This window comes from Streptococcus sp. AS14, from assembly GCF_000286495.1.
In the GTDB taxonomy this organism is placed as follows: domain Bacteria; phylum Bacillota; class Bacilli; order Lactobacillales; family Streptococcaceae; genus Streptococcus; species Streptococcus sanguinis_P.
On sequence record NZ_ALKI01000013.1, the window covers coordinates 88,613 to 114,002 of the forward strand.

General features: G+C 45.0%; 23 protein-coding genes. All 23 read left to right on the top strand.

Annotated features, from left to right (window positions below; all coding sequences use genetic code 11):
• Window positions 1-14 precede the first annotated feature (14 nt).
• A complete protein-coding gene (locus tag HMPREF1150_RS04755; RefSeq protein WP_002907034.1) occupies window positions 15-857 on the top strand; it encodes an NAD(P)H-hydrate dehydratase in 843 nt (280 codons plus the stop codon).
• The gene (locus HMPREF1150_RS12285) at window positions 833-1,069 is read left to right on the top strand and encodes a hypothetical protein (protein ID WP_002896141.1); all 237 of its coding nucleotides are present in this window, start codon (window positions 833-835) and stop codon (window positions 1,067-1,069) included. The genes HMPREF1150_RS04755 and HMPREF1150_RS12285 overlap by 25 nt, the downstream gene beginning before the upstream one ends.
• Window positions 1,014-2,354: an exodeoxyribonuclease VII large subunit gene (gene xseA / locus HMPREF1150_RS04750; RefSeq protein WP_002907033.1), complete on the top strand. Its 1,341-nt coding sequence runs from the start codon at window positions 1,014-1,016 to the stop codon at window positions 2,352-2,354. The genes HMPREF1150_RS12285 and xseA overlap by 56 nt, the downstream gene beginning before the upstream one ends.
• Window positions 2,332-2,544 carry an exodeoxyribonuclease VII small subunit gene (locus HMPREF1150_RS04745; RefSeq protein ID WP_002896137.1) on the top strand — a complete coding sequence of 71 codons (213 nt, stop codon included), beginning with the start codon at window positions 2,332-2,334 and terminating at the stop codon, window positions 2,542-2,544. The genes xseA and HMPREF1150_RS04745 overlap by 23 nt, the downstream gene beginning before the upstream one ends.
• Window positions 2,541-3,416 (top strand): polyprenyl synthetase family protein, encoded by an 876-nt coding sequence (locus HMPREF1150_RS04740; RefSeq protein ID WP_002907032.1) that lies wholly within the window; start codon window positions 2,541-2,543, stop codon window positions 3,414-3,416. The genes HMPREF1150_RS04745 and HMPREF1150_RS04740 overlap by 4 nt, the downstream gene beginning before the upstream one ends.
• Window positions 3,409-4,224 carry a TlyA family RNA methyltransferase gene (locus tag HMPREF1150_RS04735; protein ID WP_002907031.1) on the top strand — a complete coding sequence of 272 codons (816 nt, stop codon included), beginning with the start codon at window positions 3,409-3,411 and terminating at the stop codon, window positions 4,222-4,224. Before HMPREF1150_RS04740 ends, HMPREF1150_RS04735 begins: the two co-directional genes overlap by 8 nt.
• On the top strand, window positions 4,217-4,648 hold the full coding sequence (locus HMPREF1150_RS04730; protein ID WP_002902614.1) for an arginine repressor: 432 nt from the start codon (window positions 4,217-4,219) through the stop codon (window positions 4,646-4,648). The genes HMPREF1150_RS04735 and HMPREF1150_RS04730 overlap by 8 nt, the downstream gene beginning before the upstream one ends.
• An 8-nt stretch (window positions 4,649-4,656) precedes the next feature.
• Entirely contained in the window at window positions 4,657-6,315 is a 1,659-nt protein-coding gene (gene recN, locus HMPREF1150_RS04725; RefSeq protein WP_002900883.1) for a DNA repair protein RecN, read from the top strand.
• Window positions 6,316-6,367: 52 nt separating this feature from the next.
• A complete protein-coding gene (locus HMPREF1150_RS04720) occupies window positions 6,368-7,096 on the top strand; it encodes a metallophosphoesterase (RefSeq protein ID WP_002907030.1) in 729 nt (242 codons plus the stop codon).
• Window positions 7,097-7,379: 283 nt separating this feature from the next.
• Entirely contained in the window at window positions 7,380-8,213 is an 834-nt protein-coding gene (locus HMPREF1150_RS04715; RefSeq protein ID WP_002907029.1) for a DegV family protein, read from the top strand.
• 112 nt (window positions 8,214-8,325) lie between these two features.
• Window positions 8,326-8,601 (top strand): HU family DNA-binding protein, encoded by a 276-nt coding sequence (locus HMPREF1150_RS04710; protein WP_002896125.1) that lies wholly within the window; start codon window positions 8,326-8,328, stop codon window positions 8,599-8,601.
• Between the two features lie 332 nt (window positions 8,602-8,933).
• The gene (locus HMPREF1150_RS04705; RefSeq protein ID WP_009659934.1) at window positions 8,934-12,755 is read left to right on the top strand and encodes an LPXTG-anchored SHIRT domain periscope protein; all 3,822 of its coding nucleotides are present in this window, start codon (window positions 8,934-8,936) and stop codon (window positions 12,753-12,755) included.
• Window positions 12,756-12,978: 223 nt separating this feature from the next.
• Complete coding sequence (locus HMPREF1150_RS04700; protein WP_002896119.1) at window positions 12,979-13,422, top strand: Fur family transcriptional regulator; 444 nt, start codon at window positions 12,979-12,981, stop codon at window positions 13,420-13,422.
• Window positions 13,423-13,895: 473 nt separating this feature from the next.
• A complete protein-coding gene (locus HMPREF1150_RS04695; RefSeq protein WP_009659913.1) occupies window positions 13,896-14,639 on the top strand; it encodes a hypothetical protein in 744 nt (247 codons plus the stop codon).
• Between the two features lie 149 nt (window positions 14,640-14,788).
• Window positions 14,789-15,481: a phosphoglycerate mutase gene (locus HMPREF1150_RS04690; protein ID WP_002896114.1), complete on the top strand. Its 693-nt coding sequence runs from the start codon at window positions 14,789-14,791 to the stop codon at window positions 15,479-15,481.
• Window positions 15,482-15,690: 209 nt separating this feature from the next.
• The gene (pbp2b, locus tag HMPREF1150_RS04685) at window positions 15,691-17,757 is read left to right on the top strand and encodes a penicillin-binding protein PBP2B (protein WP_032905503.1); all 2,067 of its coding nucleotides are present in this window, start codon (window positions 15,691-15,693) and stop codon (window positions 17,755-17,757) included.
• A 104-nt stretch (window positions 17,758-17,861) separates the two neighbouring features.
• Window positions 17,862-18,458, top strand: coding sequence for a recombination mediator RecR (recR, locus tag HMPREF1150_RS04680; RefSeq protein ID WP_002897999.1), 597 nt, complete (start codon window positions 17,862-17,864; stop codon window positions 18,456-18,458).
• Window positions 18,459-18,676: 218 nt separating this feature from the next.
• Window positions 18,677-19,723, top strand: a complete 1,047-nt coding sequence (locus HMPREF1150_RS04675; RefSeq protein WP_009659926.1) for a D-alanine--D-alanine ligase — start codon at window positions 18,677-18,679, stop codon at window positions 19,721-19,723.
• A 75-nt stretch (window positions 19,724-19,798) separates the two neighbouring features.
• Window positions 19,799-21,169, top strand: a complete 1,371-nt coding sequence (gene murF / locus HMPREF1150_RS04670) for a UDP-N-acetylmuramoyl-tripeptide--D-alanyl-D-alanine ligase (RefSeq protein WP_009659973.1) — start codon at window positions 19,799-19,801, stop codon at window positions 21,167-21,169.
• Window positions 21,159-21,770 carry an NUDIX hydrolase N-terminal domain-containing protein gene (locus HMPREF1150_RS04665; protein ID WP_009659904.1) on the top strand — a complete coding sequence of 204 codons (612 nt, stop codon included), beginning with the start codon at window positions 21,159-21,161 and terminating at the stop codon, window positions 21,768-21,770. Before murF ends, HMPREF1150_RS04665 begins: the two co-directional genes overlap by 11 nt.
• Before the next feature lie 107 nt (window positions 21,771-21,877).
• Window positions 21,878-22,564, top strand: coding sequence for a TIGR02206 family membrane protein (locus HMPREF1150_RS04660; protein ID WP_032905505.1), 687 nt, complete (start codon window positions 21,878-21,880; stop codon window positions 22,562-22,564).
• Between the two features lie 18 nt (window positions 22,565-22,582).
• Window positions 22,583-23,269, top strand: a complete 687-nt coding sequence (locus tag HMPREF1150_RS04655; RefSeq protein WP_009659869.1) for a TIGR02206 family membrane protein — start codon at window positions 22,583-22,585, stop codon at window positions 23,267-23,269.
• Between the two features lie 529 nt (window positions 23,270-23,798).
• Window positions 23,799-25,343 carry a peptide chain release factor 3 gene (locus tag HMPREF1150_RS04650; protein ID WP_002915665.1) on the top strand — a complete coding sequence of 515 codons (1,545 nt, stop codon included), beginning with the start codon at window positions 23,799-23,801 and terminating at the stop codon, window positions 25,341-25,343.
• Window positions 25,344-25,390: the final 47 nt, after the last annotated feature.

The window sequence follows — 25,390 nt, forward strand, 5'->3', positions numbered from 1 at the left end:
TCTAGGAGAATATCATGGTAAAAAATGCTGAAAATGTTTTAAAAAGGGTCATTAGGGAACGTCCCTTGGATAGTCACAAGGGCGACTACGGCCGTCTCTTATTGATTGGGGGGACCTATCCTTATGGGGGCGCCATTATCATGGCAGCTTTGGCAGCAGTCAATAGTGGGGCCGGTCTGGTGACTGTTGCTACAGACAGAGAAAATATCGCCCCTCTGCACAGTCATTTACCAGAGGCTATGGCCTTTGACATAGAGGAGCAAGACCGATTGACAGAGCAGTTGGCTAAATCAGATCTAGTCTTGATTGGTCCAGGCCTAGCAGAGAATCAACTAGGTCTAGATATCCTACAAAAGGTAGTACAGACTGTGGCAGAACAGCAGATACTAATAATGGATGGCGGAGCCATTTCTCTCTTTAGCAAAGCAGCTTTGCCATTTCCAAAATCCCAAACAGTTTTTACTCCTCACCAAAAGGAGTGGGAAGGCTTATCGGGTTTGAGCTTGTCAGATCAGACAGCAGCAGCCAATCAGGCGGCGGTCAATCAGCTGCCTCTAGGCAGTATTGTCGTGCAGAAAAAGCATGGAACGACCATCTATCAAAGCGGACAAGAGCAGGTCTTTGAGCTGACAGTAGGCGGAGCTTATCAGGCAACTGGCGGCATGGGGGATACGCTGGCTGGTATGATTGCTGCTTTTGCTGGACAGTTCAAGTCAAGCAGTCTCTTTGAGCGAGTGGCGGCTGCAACCCTTCTTCATTCCCTTATCGCTGATAAATTGGGTCAGGAAGCTTATGTCGTCCTACCAACGGCAATCAGCAGAGCTATTCCAAGGTGGATGAAGGAGATGAGTCAGTAGACTTTTTCTTAGGTTTTAAGTCAGCTGGGTTTCTTTTGTGGAAGCCCAGTTTTTTTCTAGCTTTTCAGGGGATTTTTAGACTTTGTAATCGGTTTTTTATGCAGTTTTTTGTTATAATAAAAGTTACGGAAAAACTAGAAATGAAAGGAAAAGGACATGCCAGAGTATTTGTCGGTTTCGACCTTGACCAAGTATCTGAAGATGAAGTTTGAGCGGGATCCTTATTTGGAGCGGGTCTATCTGACTGGCCAAGTGTCCAATTTCCGCCGGCGTCCTAATCATCAGTATTTTTCATTGAAAGATGAGAAGGCCGTCATTCAGGTCACGATTTGGTCTGGTGTCTACCAGAAGCTAGGCTTTGAGCTGGAAGAAGGCATGAAAATCAATGTCATCGGCCGGGTGCAGCTCTATGAGCCGAGCGGTTCCTATTCTATTATCATTGAAAAGGCAGAGCCGGATGGTATCGGTGCCTTGGCTATCCAGTTTGAACAGCTCAAGAAAAAACTGGGAGAAGAAGGGCTTTTTCAAGATAAATTCAAGCAAGCCTTGCCCCAATTTCCTAAGAAAATCGGTGTTGTAACCAGTCCCAGCGGAGCGGTCATTCGGGATATTATCACGACGGTCAGCCGTCGCTTTCCGGGAGTGGAGATTGTCCTTTATCCGACAAAAGTGCAGGGAGTTGGGGCTGCAGCTCAGGTTGCTGACCACATTAGACTGGCCAATGAGCGGTCCGATTTGGATGTGCTGATTATTGGTCGAGGCGGCGGTTCTATCGAAGATCTCTGGGCTTTCAACGAAGAGGAAACAGTTCGGGCTATTTTTGAGTCTCGGATTCCTGTTATTTCTAGTGTCGGCCATGAGACAGATACGACTTTGGCGGACTTTGTAGCAGATCGCAGGGCTGCGACTCCGACAGCTGCGGCTGAGCTAGCAACACCGGTCACCAAGCTGGACCTGCTGGGACATTTGCAGCAGCAGGAAAACCGCATGTCACGAGCGATGTCCAATCGCCTGACCTATTATCGCGAGCGCCTGAATAAGCTAACCCAGTCGGTTATCTTCCGACAGCCAGAGCGGCTTTACGATGGCCATCTGCAGAAGTTAGACCAGCTCAACCTGCAACTTAAGCAAAAAATTCGCGAATATTATAGTGAAGAGCAACAGCGGGTCAAAATCTTACAGCATCGTTTGGAGGCATTGAATCCGCTCAGTCGCGTTCAGCGTTTTCAAGAGCAGACTGCCCAGCTGGAGCGTTTGCTGCGCAGCAACATGGCGGTCATTTATGATAACAAGGTGGCTCAAGTCAGGAGATTGTCTGAGGCCTTGCTTATGCTGGATACCAGTCGAATCGTGGCGCGTGGCTATGCTATTGTCCAAAAGAATCAAAAGGTTGTCGAATCAAGTGCATGCATTGAAGAAAAAGATGAGCTGACCCTGCTTATGCGGGATGGGCAGCTGGAAGTAGAGGTAAAACATGTCCAAAGAAAAGAAATTTGAAGAAAACTTAGCAGACTTGGAAGTCATTGTCCAAAAGCTGGAAAATGGTGATGTAGCGCTGGAAGAGGCGATTGCGGAATTTCAAAAGGGAATGAAGCTTTCAAAGGAACTCCAGGCTAGTCTAGACAAGGCAGAAAAGACCTTAGTTAAGGTCATGCAGGCAGACGGCACAGAAACGGAAATGGAATGACAAGAAACGAGAAACTGGAAAAGATTGGTCTGATGATTGCGGATTTTTATAAATCTCAGCAAGTGTCGTCGGATTTATCAGAAGTTATTTTGTACTCGGTGCAGGCAGGCGGCAAGCGGATTCGTCCCTTACTGCTATTGGAATTGATTCAAGCTTTTGATCTTGAGCTGACTGAGGCTCACTATCAGGTCGCCTCTGCTCTTGAGATGATTCACACTGGCAGCCTTATCCATGATGATTTGCCGGCTATGGATGATGACGACTATCGTCGCGGTCGCTTGACTAGCCATAAGAAGTTTGGAGAGGATATGGCTATTTTAGCGGGCGATTCTCTCTTTTTGGACCCCTATGGACTATTGGCAAGGGCCGAGCTGCCTAGTCAGGTCAAGGTGGACTTGATTTCTGAGTTGTCTCTGGCGGCAGGGAGCTTCGGTATGGTCGCAGGACAAGTGCTGGACATGCAAGGCGAAGGCCAAGCAATTAGTTTAGAAGATTTAAAAACCATCCATGCCAATAAGACTGGTAAGCTACTGACCTATCCTTTTGTCGCAGCTGGTTTGATTGCGGAGGTCGAGTATTTTGTTCAGGACAAACTTCGTAGGATTGGAGAGCTCTTAGGGCTGGCCTTTCAAGTGCGGGATGATATTTTGGATGTGACAGCCAGCTTTGAAGAGCTGGGTAAAACCCCGCAGAAAGATTTAGCTGCGGCCAAGTCGACTTATCCAGCTTTTCTGGGACTGGACGGAGCTAAGAACTTTTTCAATCAGACCCTTGATGAAGCTGTGGACATTCTGACAGGCTTGGAAGAAAAGACAGAGTTTTCAGGCGGAGAAATTCAAAAGATAATAGAAAGTTTGAGATTGAATGGCTAAGGAAAGAGTGGATGTGCTGGCCTACAGACAAGGGCTTTTTGAGACAAGAGAGCAGGCTAAGCGTGGTGTAATGGCTGGACTGGTCATTGCTGCGGCCAATGGCCAGCGCTTTGACAAGCCGGGTGAAAAGATTGACACGGCCACAGAGCTGCGCTTAAAAGGTGAGAAACTCAGATATGTCAGCCGAGGCGGCCTCAAGCTAGAAAAGGCTTTGCAAGTCTTTGATATTTCGGTCACTGACCGAGTGACCTTGGATATCGGAGCTTCAACCGGCGGTTTTACAGATGTCATGCTGCAATACGGAGCTAAGCTGGTCTATGCGGTAGATGTAGGAACCAATCAACTGGCTTGGAAGCTCAGACAGGATGAGCGGGTTGTCAGCATGGAGCAGTATAATTTTCGCTATGCCCAAAGGACTGACTTTGAGCAGGAGCCGAGCTTTGCCAGTATTGACGTCAGCTTTATATCGCTGAGTTTGATTTTGCCGGCTCTGCATGAGATTTTGGCTCGGGATGGCCAAGTGGTTGCATTGATCAAGCCCCAGTTCGAAGCGGGCCGCGAGCAGATTGGGAAAAAAGGAATTGTCAAGGATAAAAAGGTCCATCTGGCAGTTCTGGAAAAGGTCATAGCATTTATGATGGAAGCTGGATTTTCTGTTAGGGGACTGGATTTTTCGCCTATTCAGGGAGGTCAGGGCAATGTGGAATTTCTGGCCTATTTAGAAAAGAGCACAGAGCCGCAGTCTCTTGATTCAGCTATGATGATAGCTGTCGTAGAGGCAGCACACAAGGAATTTAAGGATGAATAAGAAGGATAGATTAGAAAAGATTAGACGCTTTGTCAGTGACTATGACATTGGCACACAGGAGGAAATTGTAGAATATCTCAGGGAATCTGGGATTACAGCGACGCAGGCTACGGTCTCTAGGGATATCAAGGAGCTGGGGATTGTTAAGATACCGCTCAAGGATAACACCTATATCTACGAGCTGCCTAAGACCATGACCAGCAGTCTGGGCTTGGCTGAAAATAACGTCCTGTCCTGTCAGGTCTTGGGAAATATGATCAATCTCAGTCTGGTGCCGGGGAGCACAGCACTGGTCAAGCGCCATCTTAGAAATGAATTTGCTGAAGATATTTTCAGTATCTTGGCAGACAACGACAGTATTTTGATGGTTATGATGACAGAGGAAGCAGCTGCAAGGGTTGCAACCATCATTCACCATTGGTAGGAAAGCCTATGTTATTAGAAATTTCGATTAAAAATTTTGCCATTATTGAGGAGATTTCCCTTAATTTTGAGCAAGGTATGACCGTGTTGACCGGGGAAACCGGAGCTGGCAAGTCTATTATTATTGATGCGATGAACATGATGCTGGGCAGCCGTGCTACGACGGATGTTATTCGTCATGGGGCACCCAAAGCCGAGATAGAGGGACTTTTTTCGCTGGAAAATAGCAGAGCTTTGCGAGAGATTTTTGAGGAGCAGGGCTGGGAGTTGACCGACGAGCTGATTATCCGTCGAGAAATTCTGCAAAACGGCCGCAGTGTCAGCCGTATCAATGGCCAGATGGTTAATTTGTCTGTTCTAAAGGCTGTTGGCCAGCACTTGGTGGATATCCATGGTCAGCATGATCAGGAAGAACTGATGAGACCCCAGCTTCATATTGCCATGCTAGATGAGTTCGGAACAGCAGACTTTTTGCATCTCAAAGGCCGCTATCAGGAAACCTTTGACCGCTATCGAAGCCTACGCAAGCAAGTCCTGACTTTGCAGAAAAATCAGCAGGAGCATAAGGCCAGAATTGAGATGCTGGAGTTTCAGATGGCGGAGATTGAGAGCGCAGCCCTCAAAAGTGGTGAAGATACTGCCCTACATCAGGAACGAGATCGTCTGCTCAACCACAAGCTTATTGCCGATACGCTGACGAACGCCTATACCATGCTGGATAATGAAGACTTTTCCAGTCTGACCAATGTCCGCTCAGCTATGAATGATCTTGAGTCTATTGAAGATTACGATCCAGCCTACAAGGAGCTTTCCGGCAGTTTGTCGGAGACTTATTATGTCTTGGAAGATGTCAGCAAGCGCTTAGAGGATATTTTAGATGGACTGGACTTTGACGGAGATCGGCTGCTGCAGGTGGAGAGTCGCCTAGACTTGATTAACAGCATCACACGTAAATACGGCGGCCAAGTAGATGATGTGCTAGATTACTTTGCTCAGATTTCTAAAGAATACAGCCTTTTAACTGGAAGTAACTTGTCCTCAGAGGATATGGACCGAGAGCTGAAGGCCTTGGAGAGAGAGCTGGTAGAGCTGGCCCAGGAGCTGAGTCAGGCTCGTCATGGCCTAGCAGCCCAGCTGGAAGCAGAAATCAAGCAAGAGTTGCAGGACCTCTACATGGAAAAGGCGCGCTTTAAAGTGCAGTTCAGTAAGGGCAAGTTCAACCGTGAAGGCAATGAGCAAGTAGAGTTCTACATCTCAGCCAATCCGGGCGAGGATTTCAAACCTCTGGTGAAGGTTGCGTCTGGTGGCGAGCTCTCCCGTCTCATGTTGGCTATCAAGTCGGCCTTTTCTCGTAAGGAAGGCAAGACCAGCATTGTCTTTGATGAAGTGGATACGGGCGTTTCTGGCCGAGTGGCCCAAGCTATTGCTCAGAAGATTCACAAGATTGGCTCCAATGGCCAAGTCTTGGCAATTTCCCATCTTCCGCAGGTCATTGCGATTGCCGATTATCAGTTCTTTATTGAGAAGATTTCGGATGAGAATTCGACCGTCTCAACGGTTCGCCTGCTGACGGCTGACGAGCGTGTTCAGGAAGTCGCTAAGATGCTGGCTGGTGAAGATGTGACGGAGGCTGCTTTGACTCAAGCCAGAGAATTATTAAAAAAATAAACAAGCGAGGCTGAGACACTAGTGTTTCGGTCTCCTTTAGGAGGTGGCGCATATGACAGAATATTTTACAATCGGTGATGTCCATGGTAAGGCTAGTATGCTAGATGAGCTGCTCCAGCACTGGGACGGTCGCAGCCAACTAGTCTTTCTAGGCGACTTGATCGATCGAGGCGAGGACAGCCGAGCAGTTTTGGAGCGGGTCAAGAATTTAGTAGATCAGAAAGGAGCTGTTTGTCTGTCTGGCAATCATGAGTATATGTTTCTGACCTGGCTGGACAATCCTGAAAAGTCTTATGACCACTACCGGCGTAATGGCGGAGATACGACGATTAATTCGCTTTTAGGTCGACCTCTCAATGCTCCTGTAGATGGAGTAGCAGACGCGGAACGTGTCAAGACGGAGGCGGCCAATTTAGTAGATTTTATTCGCCAGATGCCTTTCCTATTGGAGACGGAACAGTACATTTTTGTTCATGCTGGTCTAGATTTGGAGCTGAAAGACTGGCGAGAGACCAGTGATTATCAAAAAGTTTGGATTCGCGCTCCTTTTCACGAAGGCAGTAATCAGACTGGCAAAACGATTGTCTTTGGCCATACACCGACATTTTACCTCTTGCATGAGGCACCGGGAACTGATCAGCTATGGATGACTGAGGATGGCAAGATTGGCATGGATGGCGGAGCTGTCTATGGCGGAGTCCTCCACGGAGTTCTCTTTGGCCATAATGGCATCATAGAGCAGTATGCCATAAAAAATGATGGTTTTGTAGCTGAAGACTGAAAAAAGATTGGATTTTCCCAATCTTTTTTTGCTGAGTTTCTCTTTGAAAACCAGCTTTTTCCCAAAATTTTCCCCAATAAAGCTAAAAAAGCTGCATGTAAACACTTTTTCATCTAATTTTAAAGAAGCGCAAAAGGATTAAAAATCTAAAACAGGCAGATTAAATTTAGGAAACGCTTGGCCTGAGCTGTGATTTTAGCGAATATTCCCCCACAAAACCATAAAAATTTGGTATAATGTAGTGTAATAACAAGTTAAAATTTAGATACAGAGTAGGAAATCTATGACAAAAATAAAAATCGTAACTGACTCATCCGTAACCATTGAACCGGAGGTTGCTAAGGAATTAGACATTACAATTGTGCCTCTCTCTGTTATGGTGGACGGGGTGGTCTATTCGGATGCAGACCTAGAGGAAGGTGAGTTCCTTCGTCTTATGCAGTCTAGTCGCAATCTTCCTAAAACCAGCCAGCCGCCCGTCGGAGTCTTTGCTGATGTTTTTGAGCACTTGGCAGGGGATGGAGCGCAGATTATCTCCATTCACATGTCTCACGCCTTGTCAGGGACTGTCGAAGCAGCCCGTCAAGGAGCGACTTTGGCTAATGCTGATGTGACGGTTGTTGACAGCTCTTTTACTGATCAGGCTATGAAGTTCCAAGTCACCGAAGCAGCTAAACTGGCCAAGGAAGGAGCTAGCCTGGAGGAGATTTTAGCTAAAATTGAGGAAGTAAAGGAAAAGACAGAGCTCTATATCGGTCTCTCTACCTTAGAAAATCTGGTTAAAGGGGGCCGTATAGGCCGAGTTTCTGGTCTGATTAGCTCCCTGCTCAATATCCGAGTTATCATGCAAATGAAGGACCATCAGCTGGAGCCCATTGTCAAGGGAAGGGGCGCTAAGACTTTTAAGAAATGGCTGGATGATTTGACAGTAAGTCTGCAAAACAAGCAAGTGGCTGAAATTGGAATTTCCTATGCAGGCAGTCCAGAATTGGCGCTAGAAATGAAGGAAAGTTTACAGCCGTATGTCAAGAAACCTATTTCAGTGCTGGAAACAGGGTCTATTATTCAGACGCATACTGGGGAAAATGCTTGGGCTGTGCTGATTCGTTACGAATAAAACCATAATAATTTAGAAAATAGCGGTTTAGTACTTGACCTGAATGCTTTTTTTAGATATGATAATATTTGTTAGGGTTATTAACCCAGAAAAAATTTGGAGGATTTGTTAAATGGCTAACAAACAAGATTTGATCGCAAAAGTAGCAGAAGCTACAGAATTGACTAAAAAAGATTCAGCAGCAGCAGTTGACGCTGTATTCGCAGCTGTAACTGAGTACCTTTCAAAAGGTGAAAAAGTTCAACTTATCGGTTTTGGTAACTTTGAAGTTCGTGAGCGTGCAGCACGTAAAGGTCGCAACCCTCAAACTGGTAAAGAAATCAAAATCGCAGCTTCTAAGGTACCAGCTTTCAAAGCAGGTAAAGCTCTTAAAGACGCTGTAAAATAATTTTGATTAATAAAGCCTGATACACTTGCCTCTGGCGAGTATGTCAGGTTTTTCTTTTTGCTCTCAATTCTTGAGCTCAATAAAATATTTAGGTGCTTCTAGAAAGTTGATTTATGAACTTTCTTGGAGTTTTTATTTTGCAGTAAAGTGAAGGAAATTGTCTCTAATCAAAAGAGAATGATAAAGGACAAACATTTTTAAAGACTTAAAATAAAAAGTTTAAAATTTTAGCAAAAGTGCTTTTAAATCATAGGTGTTTATGATAAAATGAAGGGAACATTTCTTTTTGTGTAATGATTGCGAGATCATTGAAAAAGTTTAGGAGGTAAGAAATGAAATGGAAACCACTTCAGGGCTCACTGCGCCCTGTTAATCCTTATGGCAGCAAATTTCGCCTGCTGATGGGATTGTTTGTCGTGCTTTTTTCAATCTTTCTACTCCCCATGCAGACCTTGTCTGCCTTGGAGGAGCTGAAGGATGGAACGGATTTGTCCAAGTTGAATATTCATAAGTTTGATTTGAATGTTAACAATGTCAGTGTTCTTTCTAAGTCAGAGGCGATTGAACAGGTTCATTTGACTAATCCAAATTATGAGTATCTGGGAGCAGTTTATCCTGGAGAAATGGAAAATTTCACCATCAAAGTAGACAAGTCTCAAAAAGCAGATCAGGTCTTTAATAAGCCGCTTTCTCTTAAGTTCTCTAATGTTGGAACGGCTTATGGAAAACAAGTAGATGCCTATCTGACTTTTAATAAGGTAACACTCCACTATCTGAACTCATCTACAGCAGAAGCTCAGATGAATGATGCTCAAAAAAATGCAGTTGAATTTTTCTCTATTTCAGAGTTGTGGGAGAGAAGCGCTTTTGAGATTGGGAATATCCCATATGTGGATGCTGCCCATAATAACATTATGAACAAAGCTTTCTGGGTGGAGGCTGATGTTACAGCAGAGCTACGTTATGCGGATGGTTCGGATACAGATTTGAAGTTGGTTATGAAACCGACAGACATTGATGTGGTTGACGGCTTTGGTCTAAAAGAGTCTTTCTATATTAATGATTATAAAAATGCTGTTGATAAGCGCTTGATGAACAATGCCAATGCTTTGAATCAAACAGATCAGAGCGGTCGGACAATTTGGGAAGCGACGACTTCAACTAGCGGTGCTGCTAATGAAAACAACATCTCTGGTTTGGCCGTTCGTTCTGCAGATAACACGTTGAATTTCGGTTATTTATCAACAGAAGCTTGCTCGGCAGTCTTTGGTCTTTATATTGAAAAAGTTGATCCCAAGCCAGTCTTAGAAGTGGATCCAGTTAAGATTCCAGCTAAGGAAGGTCAAGAGGTGACTTATAAGGGAACCTTCAAGATTCCAGTTCCTGGTAAGGATATTTTGGCTACCCCGACTACTATTGAGATGACTGAAACCTTTGACGAGCGTCTGGATTACAAGGAGCTCAAGGTTGAGGCTGGCGGTAATGCCTTGCAGGAAGGTCGTGATTACACGATTGAAAAGAAAGGTCAGACCGTTATGGTCAAGATGACACCGGAGTATGTTAAAGCAAATTCTTCTCAGGATATTGTCATTACCTACAAGACTGCAACCAATCAAAAGGTAGCAGAAAAGGGTGCTGCAACGATTGCAAATACCGTGACTTTAAAAGTAGATAATCTTTCAGCACCATCTAATCAAGTTACTACTGACTTGCTCTATGAAAAGAAACATGAATTTGTCAGTGGCACTGCTGGTAAGGAACTCCCGCAGGAAATCAAAGACCTAACACCAGAAACAGAAAAGAATCTGGAGAATGGCACTAAGGCCACGCCGACACAACCGGCTAAGACGGAAGTGCAGACCGCCGATGGCACTTGGACCTTTAAGTCTTACGACAAGGCAGAAGAGACGATTAACGGAGCAGATGCGCACTTTGTTGGTACCTGGGAATTCACCCCAAATCCAACTTATAAGACGACACACGAGTTCGTTAGTGGTACAGCAGGTAAGGAATTGCCACAAGAAGTGAAATCCTTGCTTCCATCCGAAAAGCCTGATTTAGCAGATGGCACTAAGGCCACTCCAACCCAGCCGATGAAGACAGAAGTGAAGACCGCTGATGGTACTTGGACCTTCAAGTCTTACGACAAGGCAGAAGAAACTATCAATGGAGCGGACGCTCACTTTGTCGGCACTTGGGACTTTACACCAGCGCCAACTTATAAGGTGACCCATGAGTTCGTCAGTGGTACAGCAGGTAAGGAATTGCCACAAGCAGTGAAAGATTTGCTTCCAAGCGATAAATCTGATTTGGCAGATGGCACCAAGGCTACTCCAACACAACCAGTCAAGACGGAAGTGAAGACCGCTGATGGCACTTGGATCTTCAAGTCTTACGATAAGGCTGAAGAAACTATCAATGGAGCGGACGCTCACTTTGTCGGCACTTGGGACTTTACTCCAGCGCCAACCTATAAGGCTACCCACGAGTTTGTTAGTGGTACAGCTGGTAAAGACTTACCACAAGCAGTGAAGGATTTGCTTCCAGCAGACAAGCCTGATTTGGCCGACGGTACGAGAGCTACTTCAACGCAGCCAGTGAAGACAGAAGTGAAGGCCGCTGATGGCACTTGGACCTTTAAGTCATACGATAAGAACGAAGAGACCATTAATGGAGCAGATGCGCATTTTGTTGGTACATGGGACTTTACTCCAGCTCCAACCTATAAGGCAACTCACGAGTTCGTTAGTGGCACAGCAGGTAAGGAATTGCCACAAGAAGTGAAATCCTTGCTTCCATCCGACAAGCCTGATTTAGCAGATGGCACTAAGACCACTCCAACACAGCCAGTGAAGATAGAAGTTGAAACATCTGATGGCAGCTGGAGCTTCCAATCATATGACAAGAACGAAGCAACCATTAATGGTGCAGACGCTAAATTTGTTGGCACTTGGACGTTTGCGGCGAAGCCTAGTCCAGTACCAACTTACAAGTCTACACATGAATTTGTCAGTGGAACAGCAGGTAAGGAATTGCCACAAGCAGTGAAAGATTTACTTCCGGCCGACAAGTCTGATTTGGCCGACGGCACTAAGACCACTCCGACACAACCAGTCAAGACAGAAGTTGAAACATCTGATGGCACTTGGAGCTTCCAGTCATATGACAAGAACGAAGCAACTATTAATGGTGCAGATGCTAAATTTGTTGGAACTTGGACGTTTGTGGCGAAGCCTAGTCCGGCACCAACCTACAAGGCTACACATGAATTTGTCAGCGGTACAGCAGGTAAAGAATTGCCACAAGAAGTGAAAGCTTTGCTTCCAAGCGATAAATCTGATTTGGCAGACGGCACTAAGGCCACTCCAACCCAGCCATCAAAGACAGAAGTGAAAACAACCGAAGGTACATGGACCTTTAAGTCTTACGATAAGGCAGAAGAGACTATCAATGGAGCGGACGCTCGCTTTGTTGGAACATGGGACTTTACTCCAGCGCCAACTTATAAGGCTACTCACGAGTTCGTTAGTGGAACAGCAGGTAAAGAATTGCCGCAAGCAGTGAAAGATATACTTCCAAGCGACCAAGCAAACTTGTCAGATGGTACTAAAGCTACTCCAACACAGCCAGTCAAGACGGAAGTGAAGACAGCCGATGGCAGCTGGAGCTTCCAGTCATATGACAAGAACGAAGCAACTATTAATGGTGCAGATGTTCACTTTGTCGGTACTTGGACTTTCGCATCTGACTCAACTACGCTTACTGGCAGTGTGATCTGGATTGACAATGATAACGCTGCAGGTCGCCGACCAAAGAGTGTCCTTGTTCACTTACTCGCAGATGGACAGGATACAGGCATCAGCGTAACTGTTGATGAGGCGATGGGCTGGAAATACAGCTTTGAAAATCTGCCACGCTTCAAGGATGGAAAAGAAATCATCTATAGTGTCCGCGAGGACGAAGTGGAAGGCTACAGCAATCAAGCTGAAGGCATGAATGTAACCAACCGCTTGCTTGTAGATGCTCAAGTTAAAGAGATTGGCAAGAAACGAATTCTGCCTAAGACCGGCCAAGATACATCTATCTGGATGCTGATTCTTGGATTCTTGACTCTTGGAGGAGCAGTTGGCTTGACCAAACGTCAGTGTGACTAAGACCAAGCGTTAGTAAAAAGCTTTGAAAATCTAGAATATATGAAAAGTCTGTTATCTCAACTTTTGTTGGAAATAGCAGGCTTTTTATTTTTGGCAGGAAAATCAAGGCACTGATAGAATTAAAAAATTTTAGGTCTTATTTACAATCATTCTTAATAGCCAAGTAAGCCTAGTCATGGTATAATGGTAATGACTTAGATGAGAGGCTATAACGGAGTAAATAATGAAACAAGAACATCAGCATGACTTTGACCAAGTAATTGGCCATTTGCGCGCTAAGGGCGTGCGCATTACAGAAACGCGGAAGGCGGTGATTGACTATATTATCCAAAGTCATGACCATCCTAGCGCTGAAATGATATATCAGGACTTGAAGCCGAATTTTCCTAATATGAGTCTGGCAACAGTCTATAATAATCTCAAGGTTCTGATTGATGAGGGTTTTGTCGCTGAGCTCAAGGTTCGCAATGATACGACGACCTACTTTGACTTTATGGGCCATCAGCATCTCAATGTCATCTGTGAAAAATGCGGCCGTATCGCTGATATGGAGCTGGAACTTCCAGATGTGAAGCATGAGGCTGAAGTGCAGACTGGCTACCACATCACCCAAAGCCAAACGACTGTCTATGGACTATGCCCCCAATGCCAGCAAGAGGCGGTGTGACTGTGAGGATGATTAGCAGCTTTTTGGAGTCTAAAGACGAACAAAGTTGTGACTCGCTTCGCAAATTCAATCTGCAACTTCAAAGCAGTGCTTTGAGCCATCGGCTACTGCGCTAAGATTCTATTTCTAATAAAAAGCAAGGCTAGAACTTATGTCTCTTAGCCTTTTTCTATGTGTTTTAGCAAGTCATGTTCGCAGGACAAGGATATCATCTGAGCTTAGAGACATTGGTATCTAGTCAAGTATAGCACTTAGCAAGATCAGATATTTGGAGCACAACCCCTTATATACTTATGCTATTATTTTACAGGCCAATTCTCTTTTGATATAATGAAAGCAGAATAAAGCCTTGTACAAAGAGATTCAAAGAGTTCTGAAGGATTTACAATATAGATAAATTTGTCATAAGTCTGTAGTATTGAAATCTTTAAGGAGTATTACTTTGTGGGTAGGTTAGATTTTTAGGAGGTCTTATGTTCTGGTGGAGAAAGAAATGGTTGGATGAATTGCCAGACGGCGAAGAATCTCCTTTTTTTGAATGCCGACATCTTCTCTTTGAGGATGAGGCTGGCTATCCCATTTGTCCCTCTTGCAGCAAGCTAATAAAGAAAAATCTTCCTCAAAACAGTGTGGATCGCTCACGTCTTTATCTGATTTATCAAAAAGTGAAGCGAGTATGGAGTGTCAAAATTGGGATTACTTCAACACTGCTTATTATCATTCTATCTTATTGGTTGCCACAGGTTATAGGTGGCTGGTTTCTATGGACAGGCGACTATGGATTTAGTAGATTTATTCCTTCTAGTTCTCATAATCCCACCTTATTTAGTGTGACACTTTTTGGCTACATTCCCTTATTTATCCTTTTTGTAGCAAGAGAGCGTGTTAAGCGATTTTTTACCTTCTCTTTGAGGATTGAGCATTTTCATAAAATTCTTTATTCTTGGCCAGTTCAGCTTACTCTCTTTATCTTTGTTATCATCTTATTAAGTGCTTATATGCCTAAGTTTTACGAAATGGAAGGAGAATCGTTGATTGTCAAGCAAATTCAGCTAACTCCCGCCCAGCAGACTAAGGGAGTAGAGCTCTTTGTCTTTGTCAATATGCTTTGTAACTGGATAGTAGCAGGCTTGTTGGCCATTCATCAACTGATAGACAGGAGACGGACTTGGTGGCTTAAGGAAGCTAATGAGGCTTATCTGTCTGGCGGGTGCTAAGGCAAAGGTTTCTGCTAGGAAATACAAAAGCGCTTTCTTGCTGAAAAACGTCTGATTTGACGAAATAGGCTAGCTTTTTAGGCGAAAATTTTGTAAAATAGAATAGATAAACGGGGACTGCCTCGGAAAATAAAAGGAGAATCCATCTAATGGTAAAATTAGTTTTTGCTCGCCACGGTGAGTCTGAATGGAACAAAGCTAACCTTTTCACTGGTTGGGCTGATGTTGACTTGTCTGAAAAAGGTACACAGCAAGCAATCGACGCTGGTAAACTGATTAAGGAAGCTGGTATCGAGTTTGACCAAGCTTACACTTCAGTTTTGAAGCGTGCGATTAAGACAACTAACCTTGCTTTGGAAGCGGCTGATCAGCTTTGGGTACCAGTTGAAAAATCATGGCGTTTGAACGAGCGTCACTATGGCGGTCTGACTGGTAAAAACAAGGCAGAAGCAGCTGAGCAATTTGGTGATGAGCAAGTGCATATCTGGCGTCGTTCATACGATGTATTGCCTCCAGCAATGCCACGTGATGATGAATACTCAGCACACACTGACCGTCGTTATGCTTCACTTGACGACTCAGTAATTCCAGATGCTGAAAACTTGAAAGTTACGCTTGAGCGTGCCCTTCCATTCTGGGAAGACAAGATTGCTCCAGCTTTGAAAGATGGCAAAAATGTCTTTGTAGGTGCACACGGTAACTCTATCCGTGCCCTTGTGAAGCACATCAAACAATTGTCTGACGATGAAATCATGGATGTGGAAATTCCAAACTTCCCACCATTGGTATTCGAATTTGACGAAAAATTGAACGTAGTAAAAGAATACTACCTTGGAAAATAAGCTTAAAGGAATCTGAGATTATTCTCAGGTTCTTTGCTTTTCCAGAGAGGAAGAACAAGACTTTCTGTAAGCTTGGCTAGCAAGTCTTGTCGGTTCAGTGGTCTGACAGACTTTCTTTTAACTCGTCCATATTTTCAGATTTTCTATCAGTTTTGAAACATTCATCGAGCTGGATTTATGGTAAAATAAAGGTCAGAACTTTTACTAGAATGAGAGAGAAAATGGCAAGGAAGAAGAGAAAATTTGACAGTCATTCCATCACCAGAAGGCTTTATCTGCTGTTTGGAATCGTGATGCTTTTGTTTTTAGCCTTGATTGCCCGTCTAGGCTATATGCAGGTGGTCAATCAGGACTTTTACACGGATAAGTTGGCCAAGGCCAGCAAGACCAAGATTACCACTAGCTCAGTGCGTGGGCAGATTTATGATGCTACTGGCAAGCCCTTGGTGGAAAATACGACCAAGCAGGTGGTGACCTATACACGGGATAACCGGCTGACAGCTGGGGAGATTCGGGCCACAGCTCAAAAGCTCCTGACCTATGTCAGTGTCAGCGATACAGAGGTGACAGACCGCCAAGAGGTGGATTATTATTTGGCGGACAGCGCAGTCTATCAGGAAGTAGTAGAAAAGCTGCCCAAGGACAAGAAATTTGATACAGATGGCAACCGCCTGCCTGAATCCAAAATCTATAAGGCGGCAGCTGAGAGCATTGACCCTAAGCAGCTGGGCTATACGGATGAGGAAAAGAAGGCCATCGTTCTCTTTAGTCAGATGAATGCAATTTCCAACTTTGCAACGGGGACCATCCAGACAGATGCACTGACAACAGAGCAGGTGGCTGTATTGGCTTCCAGCAGCAAGGAGCTGCCAGGTATCAGTGTCTCAACGGGCTGGGATCGCAAGGTCTTGGATACCTCACTGGCTTCTATCGTGGGTAATATCTCGACAGAAAAGACTGGACTTCCGGCTGAGGAAGTGGATGATTACCTGAAAAAAGGCTACTCCCTCAATGACCGGGTGGGGACCTCCTATCTGGAAAAGCAGTATGAGTCAGTCCTGCAAGGCAAGCGAGCTGAGAAAGAGATTCATCTGGACAAAAATGGTAATATGGAGAGTGTGGAAAATATCTCTGACGGCAGCAAGGGCGACAATCTCAAGCTGACGGTGGATTTGAGCTTCCAGCAGGGAGTGGAGGACATTCTCAAAAACGCCTTTAATGCAGAGTTGGCTAGTGGCAATGCGACTTATTCTGAGGGTGTCTATGCTGTAGCTATGGATCCAAATACCGGCGCTGTCTTGGCTATGGCAGGCATCCGGCACGATCTGGAAACGGGAGAAAGCTCAGTCGATGCTCTGGGGACCATGACTAATGTCTTTGTTCCGGGATCTGTGGTCAAGGCTGCAACATTGACCTCGGGCTGGGAGAATAACGCCATTAGCGGCAACCAAGTCCTGACAGACCAGCCGATTAGCTTTGGGGGTACGGACAGTATCACTTCTTGGTTCACCCAGTATGGTTCACGTGCTATCACAGCACAAGAGGCTTTGGAATACTCTTCCAATACCTATATGGTGCAGGTGGCGCTGAAGATGATGGGAACGCCTTACTCAGCGGATATGAAACTGGATTTTGATGAGCTAGATCCGTCCATGAAAAAGCTGCGGTCGACTTTTGCAGAATATGGTCTGGGCACTTCGACAGGGATTGACCTGCCAAATGAGTCCACAGGCTATCTTCCAGACAAGTTTACCTTTGCCAACTATCTGACCAATTCTTTCGGCCAGTTTGACAACTATACGACGCTTCAGCTGGCTCAGTATGCCTCAACAGTAGCTAATAACGGCAAGCGTATAGCTCCGCATATTGTTGAAGGCATTTACGGCAACAGTGACCAAGGAGGACTCGGTGATTTGGTGCAGAAAATTGACACCAAGGAGCTGAACCAGGTTAATATCTCTGACGAGGATATGAGCATTATCAAGCAAGGCTTCTATCAAGTGGTTCATGGCAGCAGTGGCTTTACGACTGGCCGGACCATTTCTCAGGGAGAGAGCGTGCCAATCAGTGCCAAGACTGGTACGGCTGAGACCTTTGTGGACAAGGGCAAGAAAGAAGCCATCAATACCAATGTCGTGTCCTATGCACCGAGTGAGAAGCCGCAGATTGCGGTGGCGGTGGTGTTCCCTCACAATACGGACCTATCTTCTACTGTCAGCCACAGTATCACTCGCGATATTATTAATCTTTACAATCAACAACACCCTATGAATTAGTGCTCAATGAAAATCATCAGCAAACGGAGAAAGCTAAGAGCTGTCAGTGCTCAAGTAGAGCAATCTGGTTTGAGGAGATTTTTTGAGAATAGAGAAAGGATTTTATGCTTTACCCAACCCCTATTGCCAAGCTGATTGACAGTTTTTCAAAGCTGCCCGGCATTGGCATCAAAACAGCCACTCGACTGGCTTTTTACACTATTGGCATGAGTGATGATGATGTCAATGAATTTGCCAAGAACCTGCTGGCTGCTAAGCGTGAACTGAGCTACTGCTCTGTCTGCGGCAACCTGACGGACGAAGACCCTTGTGCAATCTGCCAAGACCAGTCGCGCGATCAATCAACTATTTTGATTGTTGAGGACAGCCGGGATGTGTCAGCCATGGAAAATATCCAGGAATACCATGGACTTTATCATGTCTTGCATGGCTTGATTTCACCTATGAACGGCGTTGGACCGGATGATATCAATCTCAAGAGTCTAATCACTCGTCTGATGGATAGTGAGGTGACGGAGGTTATCGTCGCGACCAATGCGACAGCGGATGGCGAAGCGACTTCCATGTATATTTCACGGGTCTTGAAACCTGCTGGGATTAAGGTGACTCGCCTAGCGCGTGGTTTGGCGGTTGGCTCCGATATTGAGTATGCGGATGAGGTTACGCTGATTCGCGCTATCGAAAATCGAACGGAATTGTAAACGTCAAGGATTTTTCTGGCTCTAGCTGGCTGGAAGAGTCCTTTTTTCTGTTCAAAAATGCTGGGAATTGTGATATACTAAAACGGACTGATACAGAAGCTTCTGCTTGAAAGAATTGACCGGCTAGGTAGATGCAAAACCAAGCTTTTGAGCCTGATTCTTCTCGGGCTGGCAGCTTTTGTAAATCGTACTATTTTTAGAAAATGATAGGAAAAATCATGGCAAAACAAAGATTGATTTTATTGTATGGCGGACGCAGTGCAGAGCGGGAAGTTTCAGTTTTATCAGCTGAGAGCGTCATGCGGGCTGTCAATTATGATAGATTCTCGGTGAAGACTTACTTCATCACCAAGAACGGAGATTTTATCCAAACTCAGGAATTTGAAGCAAAGCCGGCGGCTGATGAGAAGTTGATGACTAATGCCACAGTTGATATATCTCAGAAGATCAAGCCCAGCGATATTTACGAAGATGGAGCAGTGGTCTTTCCGGTCCTGCATGGTCCCATGGGCGAAGATGGTTCTATTCAAGGCTTCCTAGAAGTGCTCAAAATGCCTTATGTCGGCTGTAATATTTTATCTTCTGGCCTGGCTATGGATAAAATTACGACCAAGCGAGTGCTGGAATCGGCAGGCATTGCCCAAGTGCCTTATGTGGCGCTGGTCGATGGAGAGGATCTAGAGCAAAAAATCCAGGAAATCGAGGAGAAATTGACCTATCCAGTCTTCACCAAACCTTCCAATATGGGCTCCAGTGTCGGCATTTCTAAATCGGAGAACCGAGCAGAACTGCGTGCTTCTCTGGACCTGGCTTTCAAATATGACAGCCGGGTACTGGTCGAACAAGGAGTGACGGCTCGCGAGATTGAGGTTGGGCTTCTGGGCAATGTTGATGTCAAGAGTACCCTGCCCGGAGAAGTCGTCAAGGACGTAGCCTTTTATGACTACGAAGCCAAATACATTGATAATAAAATTACTATGGATATTCCGGCCAAGATTCCAGAAGAAGTGGTGAGCCTGATGCGTCAAAATGCAGAGGCCGCTTTCCGAGCTCTGGGCGGTCTGGGGCTGTCCCGCTGTGATTTCTTCTATGCAGAAGATGGTCAGGTCTTCCTTAATGAGCTCAATACCATGCCAGGTTTTACCCAGTGGTCTATGTATCCATTGCTTTGGGAAAATATGGGGCTGGCCTATCCTGACTTGATTGAGAAACTAGTTGGCCTAGCTGAAGAGGCATTTGCCAAGAGAGAGGCGCATCTTCTCTAAAATATGATATAATAGAGGGGCTGAAAATTTTCGGTCCTTTCTTTTTGTGAGCAAACCGAAAAACGAGGAAGAAGTATGAAATTAGATTTATATGAAATAGCAGAAGTCCTATCTGCGAAAAATGATGTGACTCAGTTTGAAAATGTTGCGATTAGAAATGCTGAGTTTGACAGCCGTTTGATTGAGTCGGGTGACCTTTTTGTGCCACTCAAGGGGGCGCGTGATGGCCACGAATTTATCCCAACAGCCTTTGCCCAGAGAGCTGCTGCCACCCTATCTGAGCGTCCAGTGGCAGAGGGGGCTTATATCTTGGTCGATGATGTCCTGACGGACTTTCAGCGCTTGGCTCAGTATTATCTGGAAAAGATGCAGGTGGATGTGCTGGCGGTGACAGGCTCCAACGGTAAAACGACAACTAAGGATATGCTGGCTCAGCTACTAGCAACCAGCTACAAGACCTATAAGACACAAGGTAATTACAATAACGAAATCGGTCTGCCTTACACGGTTCTTCACATGCCTGAGGACACAGAGAAACTTGTCTTAGAAATGGGGCAGGACCACTTGGGCGATATCCATCTCCTGTCTGAACTTGCCAAACCTAAGACAGGCATTGTAACTCTGGTCGGAGAAGCCCATCTGGAATTTTTCGGCAGCCGAGCTGAGATTGCCCAAGGCAAGATGCAGATTGCGGACGGTTTGAGAAAAGATGGTCTCTTGATCGTGCCGGCGGATAAGATTGTCAATGAATTTCTGCCAGCAGACTGCAAACTGGTTCGCTTTGGTCCTGATGCGGATATCTTCCTGACGCGTCTGGAAGAGCGCAAGGACAGCTTGAGCTTTAAATGTAACTTTTTAGGGCAAAGGATTGATCTGCCTGTGACCGGTAAGTACAATGCGACCAATGCCATGATTGCAGCCTATGCAGCTCTGCAGGAGGGTGTATCTGAGGCGGCTATTGCTCAAGCCTTTTCTGAGCTGGAGCTGACCCGCAATCGAACGGAGTGGAAGAAAGCTGGCAATGGCGCAGATATCCTATCGGATGTCTACAATGCCAATCCAACAGCCATGCGCTTGATTCTTGAGACTTTCTCGACCATTCCGGCTAATCCAGGCGGACGAAAATTGGCAGTGCTGGCGGATATGAAAGAGCTGGGAGCGGACTCTAAGTCCATGCACGGCTCTATGATTACCAGTCTCAATCCAGAAATTGTGACCGACCTTTTCCTCTATGGACAGGACATGGAAGCCCTCTATGACTATGCCAAGGAAATCTACCCGCCAGGCAAGGTCCATTACTTTAGCAAAAATGACGAGAAAGACCAGTTTGAACAGCTGACCAAAGCGGTCAGAGACAAGCTGACTCCTGCCGACCAAATCCTTCTTAAAGGCAGCAATTCTATGAATCTGGCTAAGCTGGTAGAGGACTTGGAAGATGGAAACTAAAGAAATTGCAAAAACCATTCAACGTCTCCTTTCTATTACAGAGACAGGTCTAGCATTTAGTTGTGATGAATTTGATCGAGAACGTTACTTAGAACTCCGTCAGCTTTTGGGACACCTCCTGGCTGATTGGTCAGATTTGGATGGGAAAGAATTGGCAGAGCTGTTGCGCCCAACGGATTTTTATGCCACTCCTTTGATTGATGTCCGAGCTGTACTGGTTCGAGACGGAAAAATCTGTTTGGTCAAGGGTAAAAATGAGAAAACTTGGGCTTTACCTGGCGGCTTTTGTGAAGTCGGACTATCTCCTAAGGCAAATATCGTCAAGGAAGTCCAAGAAGAAACGGGATTTAATGCTTCAGTTTCTCGTCTGCTTGCAATCTTTGATACTAATAAATTTCAATTTCAGAGTAAGCAATATGCTAAACTAGTCTTCGAGTGTCAGATAGAGGATGGAGATTTTCAGCCTAATACAGAAATAGAAGAGTTAGCTTTCTTTGATATCCAATCTTTACCAGAATTATCCTCTAAGCGGACGACAAAAGAACAGTTGGAAATCCTTTGGGAGATTTATCAAGGAGATAGAGAACAGTATTTGGATTAGTGAAGTAAGTTTCTGGGATACTTTTTGTCTGAAAAAGCTAGAAATTATTGCAAAAACAGGCAAACTCAGCCTTGTTCAAACCTTATATTAGAATGGGAGCCTAGGAGATGGGAATAAGAGATATGTTTACAACCTATAAAACCGAACCGCCTCAACTGGGACTTTGGTATTTTGTTCTTTTGGGGCTGGTCTTTGCGATTATCTGGCTTTCCTATCGCTACTACAATCGGAAGCCTTACCAGCAGCTATTTGTCGGGATGCAAGCTTGTCAGCTGATAGGCCTCTACTCTTGGTATATGCTGACTGCTGCCCCGCTGTCTGAGAGTCTGCCTTTTTATCATTGCAGAATGGCTATGTTTGCCTTGATGTTTCTGCCTAATCGCTCAGTGTATAAATTTTATTTTGCACTTTTGGGGACTTTTGGCTCGATTGTAGCCTTTATCTATCCGATTTTTGATCCCTATCCTTTTCCCCATATCACTATTTTGTCCTTTATCATTGGACATCTAGCGCTCTTGGGAAATTGTTTGATTTATCTTTTCAGATATTATCATACTTTCTCTATGAGCTGGAAGCGAGTGGTGTGGACGACCTTTCTGATGAATGCTTTTTTGCTCGTTATCAATATGTTGACAAAGGGTTCTTATGGATTTCTTACAGATCCGCCGCTTGTTGGCAATCACGGACTCCTGCTCAATTATCTGCTTGTATCAATCGTCTTAAGTGCAGCAGTCAGCTTGGTTTCTGAAATTTTTAAGCGCGTGGAGCAAACCAAGACAGTCACCCTAACTTAATTATCTCATGGAGGATTTATGGAAGATTTTTTAACTACGACAAAAACGGTGGCACCGCCTATCTCGATTTTATGGTATGCTGTGATGATTGCTCTGGTCTTGCTGTCTATTTGGAGCTCGCTCAAATACCATGATAATCCGCGTTTTGTCAAGGCTTTTAAGTGGATTCAGATTGCTCAGCTGCTGATGCTTTATAGCTGGTATTTTGGTTTTCGGATTCCCTTTACCAACAGCTTGCCTTTTTATCATTGCCGCCTAGCTATGTTTGCGGTGGTCTTTCTGCCAGACAAATGGCGCAGTAAGCAGTATTTTGCTCTATTAGGAGCCAGCGGAGCGGTCTTTGCCTTGGGCTATCCAGTCTTTGACCCCTATGATTTCCCACATATTACCAGCTTTTCTTTCCTGATTGGCCACTATGCCCTCTTGGTTAATTCCTTGATTTATCTGATGAATCACTACGACAAGAGCCTGCTCAAGAAATACATGATTGTAGCCTACACCTTTGGGCTCAATCTTTTCCTAGTCGGCGTTAATCAAGTGACGGGAGGTAATTACGGTCTGCTAAAAAGTCCGCCTTTCATCCCTGATGCCCCCCTATGGATAAAGTATCTTCTTGTGTCGGTCATCCTTTCTCTGGCTCTGGTTCTTTTTGATATATTGTTTAAGAAACGGTGGAAAAAGCAGTTGAGTCTGGTCCGCAGTTAGTTCACTTCGAATTTGTAGCTCCTGTCAATTTAATGTGGCAGGAGTTTTCAGTTTTATCATGACTTGCCTTGCTTCTAGTAACAAATGGACGGTTTGTCTATCAACTCTTTAAGCTAGTTCAACTAGACGATTTTATTAGCGGAATGAAACATCCCAAATTTTAGGCTTTCTTAACAACTGGCGGATGGCTTGATCCTCTATCTCTTGAAACGGAATAAGGCCATTTTTTCCATGACAGCTGAAGAGAAAGAAGAACTGGAAATCAGAAAAACGCCTGCTCTATTTACTGGGTTTAATCTTCATCTTTACAATTTTCCTCTTTAACAGTGTCATTGTAAGATTTTAAAGGAAATTTCATTGACATAGGAGAATAGAATCGCTCGAAAGGGCGATTTTTATCTTCTTTAGATCATTGAAAAAAAGCGCTAAATCCGCTATAATAGGTAGGTTGAAAGGATTGGAATACTCCGATGTAAAATAAAAAAATACTAAGATTCACCATTATCCTAAATAAAAGAAAGAGAAGAAAATGACTTTACAAGAAGAAATTAAGAAACGCCGGACCTTTGCCATTATCTCCCACCCGGACGCGGGGAAGACGACCATCACGGAGCAGTTGCTCTACTTCGGAGGCGAGATTCGTGAAGCTGGGACAGTCAAGGGGAAAAAGACGGGTAATTTTGCCAAGTCTGACTGGATGGATATCGAGAAACAGCGGGGGATTTCAGTGACTTCCTCTGTCATGCAGTTTGACTACGATGGCAAGCGGGTCAATATCCTGGATACACCAGGGCACGAGGACTTCTCAGAAGATACTTATCGGACCTTGATGGCGGTGGATGCTGCGGTTATGGTTATTGACTCTGCTAAGGGTATTGAGGCCCAGACCAAGAAGCTCTTTGAGGTTGTCAAGCATCGTGGCATTCCAGTCTTCACTTTTATGAACAAGCTGGATCGTGACGGTCGCGAGCCCTTGGACTTGCTAGAAGAACTGGAAGAGATTTTGGGTATTGCCAGCTACCCGATGAATTGGCCGATTGGGATGGGGAAGAGCTTTGAAGGTCTTTATGACCTCTACAATGAGCGGCTGGAGCTTTATAAGGGTGAGGAGCGCTTTGCAACTCTGGCAGAAGGTGACCAACTTTTTGCTTCCAATCCTTTTTATGAGCAGGTCAAAGAAGATATTGAGCTCTTGAGCGAAGCTGGAAATGAATTCTCAGAAGAAGCAATTTTGGCTGGCAAGCTGACACCTGTTTTCTTTGGCTCAGCCCTGACCAACTTTGGCGTCCAGACTTTCCTGGAAACCTTCCTTAAGTTTGCTCCGGAACCGCATGGCCATAAGAAGACTGATGGCGAGGTAGTCGAGCCACTCAGCCCAGACTTTTCAGGCTTTGTCTTTAAAATTCAGGCTAATATGGACCCGCGCCACCGCGACCGTATCGCCTTTGTCCGTATCGTTTCTGGCGAGTTCGAGCGCGGTATGAGTGTCAACCTGCCTCGCACTGGCAAGTCTGCCAAGCTATCTAATGTTACCCAGTTTATGGCTGAGAGTCGTGAGAATGTGACCAATGCTGTGGCTGGTGATATTATCGGGGTTTATGATACGGGGACTTATCAGGTCGGTGATACCTTGACTGTAGGCAAGAATAAGTTTGAATTTGAGCCTCTGCCAACCTTTACTCCAGAGATCTTTATGAAGGTTTCAGCTAAGAATGTCATGAAGCAAAAATCCTTCCACAAGGGGATTGAACAGCTGGTGCAAGAGGGAGCCATCCAGCTTTATACCAACTACCAGACGGGCGAGTACATGCTGGGCGCTGTCGGTCAACTTCAGTTTGAGGTCTTCAAGCACCGCATGGAAAATGAATACAATGCTGAAGTGGTCATGAATCCTATGGGCAAAAAGACTGTCCGTTGGATTTCACCAGATGACCTGGACGAGCGTATGTCTTCTAGCCGTAACATCCTAGCCAAAGACCGCTTTGATCAGCCTGTCTTCCTCTTTGAAAATGACTTTGCCTTGCGCTGGTTCGCGGACAAATATCCAGATGTTAAATTGGAAGAGAAGATGTGATTCTAATAGGAAATAGTTTGCTTTGTAATATCATGATAGTTTAGGGG